This is a genomic window from Pseudomonas sp. URMO17WK12:I11 (assembly GCF_007677725.1).
In the GTDB taxonomy this organism is placed as follows: Bacteria; Pseudomonadota; Gammaproteobacteria; order Pseudomonadales; family Pseudomonadaceae; genus Aquipseudomonas.
In genome coordinates, this window is the sequence record NZ_VEDF01000005.1 from 76,179 (window position 1) to 87,697 (window position 11,519).

General features: G+C 65.3%; 8 protein-coding genes. 7 read left to right on the top strand and 1 reads right to left on the bottom strand.

Annotated features, from left to right (window positions below):
• The first annotated feature begins 81 nt into the window (after positions 1 to 81).
• The 6 genes from FS665_RS11440 (at position 82) to metR (ending at position 6,586) form a co-directional block, all read left to right on the top strand.
• Positions 82 to 828, top strand: a complete 747-nt coding sequence (locus FS665_RS11440; RefSeq protein ID WP_145187860.1) for an amino acid ABC transporter permease — start codon at positions 82 to 84, stop codon at positions 826 to 828.
• Positions 829 to 1,500 carry an amino acid ABC transporter permease gene (locus tag FS665_RS11445; RefSeq protein ID WP_145187863.1) on the top strand — a complete coding sequence of 224 codons (672 nt, stop codon included), beginning with the start codon at positions 829 to 831 and terminating at the stop codon, positions 1,498 to 1,500.
• Positions 1,497 to 2,231: an amino acid ABC transporter ATP-binding protein gene (locus FS665_RS11450; protein WP_145187866.1), complete on the top strand. Its 735-nt coding sequence runs from the start codon at positions 1,497 to 1,499 to the stop codon at positions 2,229 to 2,231. The genes FS665_RS11445 and FS665_RS11450 overlap by 4 nt, the downstream gene beginning before the upstream one ends.
• 69 nt (positions 2,232 to 2,300) lie before the next feature.
• The gene (locus FS665_RS11455) at positions 2,301 to 4,205 is read left to right on the top strand and encodes an ATP-binding protein (RefSeq protein WP_145187869.1); all 1,905 of its coding nucleotides are present in this window, start codon (positions 2,301 to 2,303) and stop codon (positions 4,203 to 4,205) included.
• Entirely contained in the window at positions 4,202 to 5,530 is a 1,329-nt protein-coding gene (locus FS665_RS11460; RefSeq protein WP_145187872.1) for a sigma-54 dependent transcriptional regulator, read from the top strand. Before FS665_RS11455 ends, FS665_RS11460 begins: the two co-directional genes overlap by 4 nt.
• A 138-nt stretch (positions 5,531 to 5,668) precedes the next feature.
• Positions 5,669 to 6,586: a transcriptional regulator MetR gene (gene metR / locus FS665_RS11465; RefSeq protein WP_145187876.1), complete on the top strand. Its 918-nt coding sequence runs from the start codon at positions 5,669 to 5,671 to the stop codon at positions 6,584 to 6,586.
• On the opposite strand, the gene FS665_RS11470 is transcribed toward metR, so the two are convergent.
• The gene (locus FS665_RS11470) at positions 6,570 to 6,983 is read right to left on the bottom strand and encodes an NUDIX domain-containing protein (RefSeq protein ID WP_145187879.1); all 414 of its coding nucleotides are present in this window, start codon (positions 6,981 to 6,983) and stop codon (positions 6,570 to 6,572) included. The two genes, metR and FS665_RS11470, sit on opposite strands and share 17 nt — an antisense overlap.
• 134 nt (positions 6,984 to 7,117) lie before the next feature.
• Between FS665_RS11470 and FS665_RS11475 the strand changes: the two genes are divergently transcribed.
• A complete protein-coding gene (locus FS665_RS11475) occupies positions 7,118 to 11,419 on the top strand; it encodes a DEAD/DEAH box helicase (RefSeq protein WP_145188706.1) in 4,302 nt (1,433 codons plus the stop codon).
• Positions 11,420 to 11,519: the final 100 nt, after the last annotated feature.

Sequence of the window (11,519 nt, forward strand, 5' to 3'; positions counted from 1 at the left end):
TCTACCCTTTCATCCAAGGGCGCGCCGCGCCCCTGGATGCTCGAAGGTGCCCGTGAAACAACCGTCTGAGGGGAAATCCCGATGAATTACAACTGGGACTGGGGCGTGTTCTTCAAGTCCACCGGCGTGGGTAGCGAGACCTATCTGGACTGGTATATCACCGGTCTGGGCTGGACCATCGCGATTGCCCTCTGCGCCTGGATCATCGCCTTGCTGCTGGGGTCTGTCCTCGGCGTCATGCGGACCGTGCCGAACCGTCTGGTATCGGGGATCGCCACCGCCTATGTGGAGCTGTTCCGCAATGTGCCGCTGCTGGTGCAGCTGTTCATCTGGTACTTCCTGGTGCCGGACCTGCTGCCTGAAGGCCTGCAGGAATGGTTCAAGCAGGATCTCAATCCGACCACCTCGGCGCTGATCAGCGTGATCATCTGCCTGGGTCTGTTCACCGCCGCACGGGTGTGCGAGCAGGTACGCACTGGTATCCAGGCGCTGCCACGCGGCCAGGAAGCTGCGGCCCGGGCCATGGGCTTCAGCCTGCCGCAGATCTACACCAACGTGCTGCTGCCGCAAGCCTATCGGATCATCATTCCACCGCTTACCTCGGAATTCCTGAACGTGTTCAAGAATTCCTCGGTAGCCTCGCTGATCGGGCTGATGGAGCTGCTGGCGCAGACCAAGCAGACCGCCGAGTTTTCCGCCAACCTGTTCGAGGCCTTCACCCTGGCCACGCTGATCTACTTCACCCTCAACATGGGCCTGATGCTGCTGATGCGTGTGGTCGAGAAGAAAGTCGCCGTGCCCGGCCTGATCTCCGTGGGGGGCAAATAAATGGAAATGGATTTCAGCGAAATCATCCCCGCGCTGCCGGCCCTGTGGGACGGCATGTTGTTGACCTTGCAACTGATGGTCATGGGCGTGGTCGGCGGTATTGTCCTGGGTACGCTGCTGGCCCTGATGCGCTTGTCCTCAAGCAAGCTGCTGTCGCGCCTGGCCGGGGCCTACGTCAACTACTTCCGCTCCATCCCGCTGCTGTTGGTGATCACCTGGTTCTACCTGGCGGTGCCATTCGTGCTGCGCTGGATCACCGGCGAAGACACCCCGGTCGGTGCGTTCACCTCGTGCGTCGTGGCGTTCATGATGTTCGAGGCGGCCTACTTCTGTGAAATCGTCCGCGCCGGCGTGCAGTCGATCTCCAAGGGGCAGATGGGCGCGGCACAGGCCCTGGGCATGACCTACGGGCAAACCATGCGCCTGATCATCCTGCCGCAGGCGTTCCGCAAGATGACCCCGTTGCTGCTGCAGCAGAGCATCATCCTGTTCCAGGACACCTCGCTGGTCTACACCGTCGGCCTTGTGGACTTCCTCAATTCGGCACGTTCCAACGGCGACATCATCGGGCGCTCCCATGAGTTCCTGATCTTCGCCGGGGTCGTGTACTTCGTCATCAGCTTCTCCGCTTCGTGGCTGGTCAAGCGCCTGCAAAAAAGGATCACCGTATGATTTCCATCAAGAACGTCAACAAGTGGTACGGGGACTTCCAGGTGCTGACCGACTGCAGCACCGAGGTCAAGAAAGGTGAAGTGGTGGTGGTCTGCGGCCCCTCGGGCTCAGGCAAATCGACCTTGATCAAGTGCGTGAATGCGCTGGAGCCGTTCCAGAAGGGTGACATCGTGGTCGATGGCACCTCGATCGCCGATTCCAAGACCAACCTGCCCAAACTGCGTTCACGGGTCGGCATGGTGTTCCAGCACTTCGAGCTGTTCCCGCACCTGAGCATCACCGAGAACCTGACCATTGCCCAGCGCAAGGTGCTCGGCCGCAGCGAGGCGGAAGCGACCAAGAAGGGCCTCGCCCTGCTCGATCGGGTCGGCCTTGGCGCCCACGCCAAGAAGCACCCTGGGCAGTTGTCCGGTGGTCAGCAGCAGCGCGTGGCCATCGCCCGCGCGCTGTCGATGGACCCGATCGTCATGCTGTTCGACGAACCGACCTCGGCGCTGGACCCTGAAATGGTCAATGAAGTGCTCGACGTCATGGTCGAACTGGCCCATGAAGGCATGACCATGATGTGCGTGACCCACGAAATGGGCTTTGCCCGTAAAGTGGCCAACCGGGTGATTTTCATGGACAAGGGCCACATCATCGAGGACTGCCAGAAAGAGGCATTCTTCGGCGACCCTACAGCGCGCCACGAACGTACCCAGCATTTCCTCAGCAAGATCTTGCAACACTGATTCGGCACCAACGGCAGCGCTGCCCGGCTCAGGCCGGCAGCGGATGCTGGCCGTGACAAGGCCACTGTGATGAAATGCGACCCCTCGCTTCTTCTGCCTGCCAAGCCCGCCGTGAAATCCCGCCTGATCCGCCAACTGCTGCTGCCACCTTTGATCATCCTGCTGATGGTCGGCCTCGGCTGGGCCGGTTATTCGATCAGTGAAAGCAACGGTATCCGGGTGCTCAGCGAAAGCGGTGAACGCGCCCTCGAACTGCATGCGCGCACCGTCGAGAGCGAAATCAGCAAATACACCTACCTGCCCAGCGTGCTCGAGCTCGAAGACAGTGTCTCGCGGCTGCTCACCGACCCCGATGGCGCCAACCGGCAATCGGTCAACGAATACCTCGAGGGCCTCAACCGCCGCAGCCGCAGCCGGGCGATCTTCGTGCTCGATACCAGCGGCCGGGTGCAGGCCACCAGCAACTGGCGTGACGCCGACTCGTTCCTGGGCGAAGACCTGTCGTTTCGGGCCTACTTCCAGACCGCCGTGCGCGGCGAGCCCGGGCGCTTCTATGGCATCGGCAGCACCACCGGCGAAGCTGGTTATTACCTGGCCCATGGCCTGGAAGAACATGGCAAGGTGATCGGCGTCGCGGTCATCAAGGTACGCCTGGACACCCTCGAAGAGCGTTGGCAGCGCGCCCGCCTGGAGGCTTTCGTCAGTGATGAGAATGGCATCATCATCCTCTCCAGCGACCCTGCCCGGCGCCTGAAGTCGGTGCGCCCGTTGTCGCCGCAAATGAAGGAGCGCCTGGCGCGCAGCCTGCAGTATTACTGGTGGCCGCTGAACGAGCTGCAGCCCCTGGCCCGGGAAACCCTGGCCGATGGCGTGGAAAAGCTCACCTTCCCGGCCAACAGCGAGACCGCCCAGGGCAAACCCCATGAAGTGACGTACCTGGCGCAGACCCGGCGCCTGGCGGACACTCCCTGGCACTTCACCCTGCTCACCCCGCTGCAGGATCTGCGCCGCGAATCGATGGTCCAGGGCATCCTGGTAGGCGTGGCGTTCGCGCTGCTGGCGATCCTCGGCATCGCCTGGAACGAGCGACGCAAGGTGATCGCCACCCGCCTGGCCGCGCGCGAAGCGCTGCAACAGGCCAACAACCAGTTGGAGCAGCGCATCGCCAACCGCACCGCCGACCTGCGCGCCAGCAACGAGCGCCTCAAGGGCCAGATCCGTGAACGTCGGCACGCCGAGCAGACCCTGCGCCATGCCCAGGACGAACTGGTCCAGGCCGGCAAGCTGGCGGCAATCGGCCAAATGTCGACCAGCATCGCTCATGAACTCAATCAGCCGCTGGCGGCGCTGCGTACGCTATCTGGCAACACCGTGCGATTTCTCGAGCGTGGCGCGCTGGAAACCGCCAGCACCAACCTGCGTACCATGAACGAGCTGATCGATCGCATGGGCCGCATTACCGCCAGCCTGCGCTCGTTCGCCAGGCGCGGTGATGACAGCGGCCAGGCATCGCTGGCCAAGGCGGTCGACGCGGCCCTGCAGGTGCTGGGCGAGCGCATCGCCGGTGGCCAGGTGCAGTTGCACAGCGACTTCGACGACCAGCAACTGGCGATCGACCAGACCCGCCTGGAACAGATCCTGGTCAACCTGATCGGCAACGCGCTCGACGCCATGGCCAGCCAACCGTTACCGGCGCTGTGGCTGGAGGGTGAGCTGGCGGCTGACAAGTACCGCCTGCGGGTGCGCGACAACGGCCACGGTATCGACGATGAAACCCGCAAGCACCTGTTCGAACCCTTCTTCACCACCAAACCGGGCGAACGCGGCCTGGGCCTGGGGTTGACCCTGTCGGCAAGCCTCGCGGCCGCCGCCAAGGGCAGCCTGAATGTGGAGCACCCCGCCAGTGGCGGGACCGCCTTCGTCCTCGCCATGCCCCTCGTCCAGCCCCCCAGCGAATCGGCAGAGCAACCATGAATCCAGTGCCCCTTACCGTCCTGATCGTCGAAGACGACCCGCATGTGCTGCTTGGCTGCCAGCAGGCGCTGGCATTGGAAGACATCGCCTGCGAGGGCGTGGGCAGCGCCGAGCAGGCCCTGGAGCGGGTCGGCGATGATTTTGCCGGCATCGTCGTCAGCGACATCCGCCTGCCAGGCATCGATGGTCTGGAACTGCTCAACCGCCTCAAGGCGCGCGACAAGAGCCTGCCGGTGGTGCTCATTACCGGGCACGGCGATATCGACATGGCCGTGGGTGCGATGCGCAACGGCGCCTACGATTTCATGGAAAAACCCTTTTCCCCCGAGCGCCTGGTCGATGTGGTGCGCCGCGCCCTGGAACAACGCGGGCTGTCGCGCGAAGTGCTGGCGCTGCGCCGGCAATTGGTCGAGCAAAGCAGCCTGGAGGGCCGCATCATCGGGCGCTCCCCGGCCATGCAGCATTTGCGCGAGCTGATCGCCAATGTCGCCGACACCTCGGCCAACGTCCTGATCGAAGGTGAAACCGGCACCGGCAAGGAATTGGTCGCGCGTTGTCTGCACGACGCCAGCCGGCGCCAGGCCGGGCCATTCGTAGCGCTGAACTGCGGTGGCCTGCCAGAGAACCTGTTCGAGAGCGAGATTTTCGGTCACGAAGCCAACGCCTTCACTGGCGCGGGCAAGCGACGCATCGGCAAGATCGAACATGCCAACGGCGGCACGCTGTTCCTCGATGAAGTGGAAAGCATGCCGATCAACCTGCAGATCAAGCTGCTGCGCGTTCTCCAGGAGCGCACCCTCGAGCGCCTGGGTTCGAACCAGAGCATCGCCGTTGACTGTCGAGTGATCGCGGCCACCAAGTCCGATCTCGATGCCCTCGGCCAGTCAGGGCAATTTCGCAGCGACCTGTACTACCGCCTGAACGTGGTGACCCTGGAGCTGCCGCCCTTGCGCGAGCGCCGCGAAGACGTACCGCAGTTGTTCGAGCACTTTTTGCAGCAATCGGCCCTGCGCTTCGACCGCGAGACGCCGACCCTCGACAGCCAGACCCTGTCCCGGCTGATGGCCCACGACTGGCCAGGCAACGTGCGCGAACTGCGTAACGTCGCCGAGCGCTATGCGCTGGGGCTGCCAGCGTTCAAGAAGAGCCCGAGCGGCGCCGCCAGCCAGGGTGTTGGCTTCGCCGAAGCCGTGGAAGCCTTCGAGCGCACCTTGCTCAGCGATGCACTGCAACGCAGCGGCGGCAACCTCAGCCAGGCCAGCCAGGAGCTGGGCATGGCGAAGACCACGCTGTTCGACAAGGTCAAGAAATACGGACTCGGCTGACCCTGGACCTCGCCTACTGCGGTAATAGTCCGACGCTCCGCACACCAGCGGTTTGCCTGCACGGTCGACAGGCGCCTGCAACATGAGCGAAACTCAACTGATTCCCCGTTAACATAAAATATTTTCTCGGAGTCAGCCGTGCTGGAGATCCGCCACCTCAAAACCCTTCATGCCCTGCGCGAAGCTGACAGCCTGGTGGAGGCTGCCGAGCGCTTGCACCTGACCCAGTCGGCGCTTTCGCACCAGTTCAAGGAGTTGGAAGAACGCCTAGGCCTGCCCTTGTTCGTGCGCAAGAGCAAGCCGATCCGCTTTACCAGCGCAGGCCTGCGCCTGCTGCAACTGGCCGATGCCACCCTGCCGTTGCTGCGCGGCGCCGAGCGCGACATTGCCCGGCTGGCCGGCGGCACTGCCGGGCGTCTGCACATGGCCATCGAGTGCCACAGCTGCTTCCAATGGTTGATGCCGACCATCGACCAGTTTCGCGACGCCTGGCCCGAGGTGGAACTGGACCTGGCCTCAGGCTTCGCCTTCGCCCCGCTACCGGCCCTGGCACGCGGTGACCTGGACCTGGTGGTGACCTCCGATCCGCTGGACCTGGCCGGTATAACCTATGTGCCGCTGTTCACCTATGAAGCCATGTTGGCCGTGGCCAACCAGCATGCCCTGGCGGGCAAGGCCCATATCGTGCCGCAGGATCTGCTCGACCAGACGCTGATCACCTATCCGGTGGAGCGCGATCGCCTGGACATTTTCACCCGTTTCCTCGAGCCCGCCGACGTCGAGCCTGCCGCCGTGCGTACCTCCGAACTGACCGTGATGATGATGCAGTTGGTCGCCAGCGGCCGCGGCGTCTGCGGCATGCCGCATTGGGCGCTGCACGAATACAGCTCGCGCGGTTACGTCAAGGGCAAGCGCCTGGGCGAAAAAGGGCTGTTCGCCACCCTGTATGCGGCGGTGCGCACCGACATGCTCGATGCACCCTACATGCGCGATTTTCTGCTGACCGCCAAAGACACCTCGTTCGCCACCCTCGACGGGGTCAGTGCGGTGCGCTGACGGCCTCGCGATACAGCGGCAAGATCAGGTCGCGGGTCAACGGCGCCAGCGGCAGGGTCGCGGTCTGATCGGCGGCCAACCATTGCACTTCTTCGATTTCCGCTGCCGGGGTCACGGTGGCGGCGCTGTCGACGCGAAACAGTTCGGCCTGCACCACGAAGCCCGGCTCATTGGCCGCTGGCGCGCTGAACTGGCCAAGGTATCGAGCCTGGTCGGGGTCGATGGCAAGGCCCAGCTCTTCATGCAGCTCGCGCACCAGTGCCTGAACCGGGGTTTCACCGGCATCGATCTTGCCACCGGGTTGCATGAACGCCTCGGTCCCACGCTTGCGCACCAGCAAGGTGCGGCCTTGGGGATCGATGAGCAACGCGGCAGCGATGCGGATGATATTGGCCATGGGGTTGATCCTGGATAAAAGGGCTCAGGGAAAAGGCCGGCGAGGATCCCATGCAGCCGGCCAGCCTGACAAGGCCGACGCGGCAAGACGAATGGCCACTTGCCAAGCGCCTGGCGAGCCGCCATAACCATCAGATGAACCTGCCAGCCCATCAGCATCCCGTGCTCGAACTGTTTCATCCAGCGGTGAGCACTTGGTTTGCCCGCCATTTCGCCACGGTCACTGCCGCTCAGGCCCAGGCCTGGCCGCTGATCCATGGCGGGCAGTCGATGCTGCTTGCCGCCCCGACCGGCTCGGGCAAGACCCTCAGCGCGTTTCTAGCCGTTCTCGATGAATTGTTCCGCCAAGGCCTCGAGCTGGGCGGCGAACTGCCCGAGCAAACCCTGGTGGTCTATGTGTCACCGCTCAAGGCGTTGTCCAACGACATCCGCCTGAACCTGCAAGCGCCGCTCGAAGGCATCGGCGCTGCGCTGCTCGAACAGGGCCTGCAGGCGCCGCGCATCACCAGCGCCGTGCGTACCGGCGATACGCCGCAGAAGGACCGCGCGGCGATGCGTCGGCGCGCACCCCACATTTTGGTCACCACCCCCGAATCGCTCTATGTATTGATGGGCTCGGCCTCCGGTCGGCAGGGCCTGGCCAACGTTCACACGGTGATCGTCGATGAGATTCACGCGCTGGCCGGCAACAAGCGCGGCGCTCACATGGCACTGACCCTGGAGCGTTTGCAAAGCCTGGCTGGACGCAGCCTGCGGCGCATCGGGCTGTCGGCCACGCAGCGCCCGGTGGAACGCGTGGCGCAGTTTCTGGTGGGCCAACAACGCCCCTGTGCGATCGTCGACGTGGGCCATGCGCGGCAGCGCGATCTGGCCATCGAGGTGCCGCCGGTGCCCTTGGGGGCGGTGATGGCCAGCGATGTCTGGGGGTTGCTCTATGATCGCCTGGCGGACCTGGCGCGCGAGCACCGCACCACCTTGGTGTTCGTCAATACGCGCCGGCTGGCCGAGCGCCTGACGCGCCACCTGGGCGATCGCCTGGGCAAGCAGGCGGTGGCTGCGCACCACGGCAGCCTGGCCAAGGAACTGCGCCTGGACGCCGAACAGCGCCTCAAGGGTGGCCAGTTGCAGGTGCTGGTGGCCACCGCGTCCCTTGAGTTGGGCATCGACATCGGTGATGTCGACCTGGTCTGCCAGATCGAATCGCCCGGCTCGATCGCGGCGTTTCTGCAAAGGGTCGGACGCTCGGGGCACCAGGTCGACGGCATTCCCAAGGGCCGGCTGTTCGCCACCTCGCGGGACGATCTGATCGAATGCGTGGCTTTGCTGGACTGCGTGCGCCGTGGCGAACTCGACCAGGTGCACCTGGCCAAGGCGCCGCTGGACGTACTGGCGCAGCAGATCGTCGCCGAGGTCAGCAACCATCCTTGGCACGAACAGGCGCTGTTCGACTGTCTGCGCCAGGCGACCCCTTATGCCGAGCTTGACCCTGCGCGGTACCAGGCGTTGCTGCGCATGCTCGCCGAAGGCTACAACGGCCGTCAGGGTCTGCGCAGCGCCTATCTGCACCGGGATGCCGTCAGTGGCACCCTGCGCGGCAGACGGGGCAGCCAGCTGACCGCGCTGACCAGTGGCGGTACCATCCCCGAAACCGCCGACTACGCGGTGCTGCTCGAACCGCAGGCCCTGAACATCGGCAGTGTAAATGAAGATTTCGCGGTGGAAAGCATCACCGGCGATATCTTCCAGCTGGGCAATGCTTCCTACCGCATCCTGCGCGTGGAACCCGGCCGCGTGCGGGTGGAGGACGCCCAGGGCCTGCCGCCGACCATTCCGTTCTGGCTGGGTGAGGCGCCAGGGCGCAGTGACGAGCTGTCGGTCGCGGTCGCCCGTCTGCAGGCCGCGATCGACGAACAGCTGGGCCTCTGTGCAGGACACTGGCCGGCAGTGCTGCAGTGGTTGCAAAGCAGTTTCGCCCTGAGCGAGGCCTGCGCCAGCCAATTGCTCGACTACCTGGGACGAACCCGGGAAGTGCTCGGCGCCCTGCCCTCGCAGCAAACCCTGATCATGGAACGCTTCTTCGACGAATCCGGCGGCACTCAGCTGGTCATTCACACGCCCTACGGCAGCCGCATCAATCGTGCCTGGGGCCTGGCCCTGCGCAAACGCTTCTGCCGCACCTTCAACTTCGAGCTGCAAGCGGCGGCCAGCGAGGACGCCATCGTCTTGTCGCTGTCGACCAGCCACAGCTTTGAGCTCGATGAGGTGTGGCGCTACCTCAACAGCCGCAGCGCCGAGCAGGTGCTGATCCAGGCCTTGCTCGATGCGCCACTGTTCGGGGTGCGCTGGCGCTGGAACGCGGGCGTGGCCATGGCCTTGCCGCGCTTTGTCGGTGGGCGCAAGGTCGCGCCGCAGATCCAGCGCATGAAAAGCGAAGACTTGATCGCTGCGGTGTTTCCCGACCAGATCGCCTGCCTTGAGAACATCGCCGGCGAGCGGCAGATCCCCGAGCACCCATTGATCGAGCAGACCCTCGACGATTGCCTGCACGAGGCCATGGACAGCGAAGGCTGGCTGGCCCTGCTGCGGCGCATGGAAAGCGGCCAGGTGCGCCTGTTGTGCCGCGACCTGCCAGCGCCTTCGCCGTTGGCAGCGGCGATCCTCAATGCCCGGCCGTACGCCTTCCTTGACGACGCACCGCTGGAGGAGCGGCGCACCCAGGCCGTGCTCAATCGGCGCTGGAGCGAGGTGCACAGCGCCGATGACCTGGGCGCGCTGGACCTGGAAGCGATCGCTGCAGTGCAGGCCGAAGCCTGGCCGCAGCCGGTCGGTGCCGATGAAATGCATGAAGCGCTCATGAGCCTGGGGGCGGTCAGCGACGCCGAAGTCCTGGGCAACCCCAGCTGGGCCGCTTTGTTGCGCCAACTGGCCAAGGCCGGACGGGCGCTGCGCTTAGTCGATGTCGGGCTGTGGCTGGCGCGCGAGCGCCTGCAGCTGCTGCAAACGCTGTATCCCCAGGCGCAACGGCAACCGGCGCTGGAGGTGCTGCCAGGCTTCGATCAGGCGCTCGATGAAGATGCCGCGCTGGCCGAGTTGCTGCGCGCCCGGCTCAGTGGCCATGGCCCGCTGACCCTGGCGCAGATCGCCGCGCCGCTGGCCCTGCCGGCTGCGCGCATCGAACAGGCGCTGGCCCGCCTGGAAGGCGAAGGGCAGCTGCTGCGTGGCTACTTCAGCCCAGGCGCGCGCGACCTGCAATGGTGCGAGCGGCATCTGCTGGCGCGCATCCACCGCTACACGGTCAAGCGGCTGCGCCGGGAGATCGAGCCGGTCAGCCTGCAGGACTACCTGCGCTTTCTGTTCGACTGGCAGCACATTGCGCCTGATGAGCGTCTGCGCGGTCCGCAGGCGCTTGCCCAGGTGCTCGGCCAACTGCAGGGCTTCCCCAGCGCTGCCGGCGCATGGGAAGCGGAACTGCTGCCGGCGCGCATTCACGACTACAGTCCACAGTGGCTCGATGACGCCTGTCGCAGCGGGCAATACGCCTGGAGCCGGCTGGCGGCGAACCCGGCCAGCAACACCCTGGCCAGTACCCCGCTGGTGTTGCTGCCGCGCGAGCACATGAAGCTGTGGCGGAGCCTGGCGAGCGTACCGGCGCCGGAGACCTTGGGCGGCCGGGCACAACGGGTGCTGGAGGTGCTGCAGACGCAAGGGGCCTCGTTCTTCGACGAGCTGGTCAGTGAGGCACGCCTGCTGCCCAGCGAACTGGAAGCGGCGTTGCAGGCACTGGTCGGGGCAGGCCTGGTCGGCGCTGACAGTTTCACCGGCCTGCGCAGCTTGATCGCCCCGGCCGCCAAGCGCTCGCCGCGCAGCAGCAGGCGCGGCTTTGCCCCGCTGTCGAGCAGCATGGCCCACGCCGGCCGTTGGGCGGTGTTGCGCCGCGGCGCTGAAGACGTCGATCAACAGCAGCGCCTGGAGCATATTGCCTACAGCCTGCTGCGCCGCTACGGCGTGATGTGCTGGCGCCTGCTGGCCCGCGAAAGCGACGTGCTGCCGCCCTGGCGCGAGCTGTTGCGCTGTTATCAGCGCCTTGAAGCGCGTGGCGAGATTCGCGGCGGGCGTTTCATCGCCGGCCTGGCAGGTGAGCAATTCGCCCTGCCCGAGGCGGTCGGGCTGCTGCGCCAGGTACGCCGGCGTGAACCAGACGAAACCTTGGTCATGGTCAGCGCCAGCGACCCGTTGAACCTGCTTGGCTCGTTGTTGCCGGGCGCCAAGGTGCCCGCAGTGGGCGGCAACCGGCTGCTCTATCGCGATGGCGTGCCGGTGGCGGTGCGCAGTGCAGGGCGCTGCCGCTACCTGGTGCAGGCTTCGGTGCAGGAGCAGGCGCTGTGGCAGCAGGCGCTGCAGCGTGCCACGCCCGGGCTTGGGCGGCTGACACTGTAAGGCGCGGCGGCGCGAACGAGTGCCGCTAATGCAGATTTAATGTGCAGCACCGGCCAACTTGGTTATGGTCGGGGTTTGCCCAGGCCCTGAGCCTGACCGC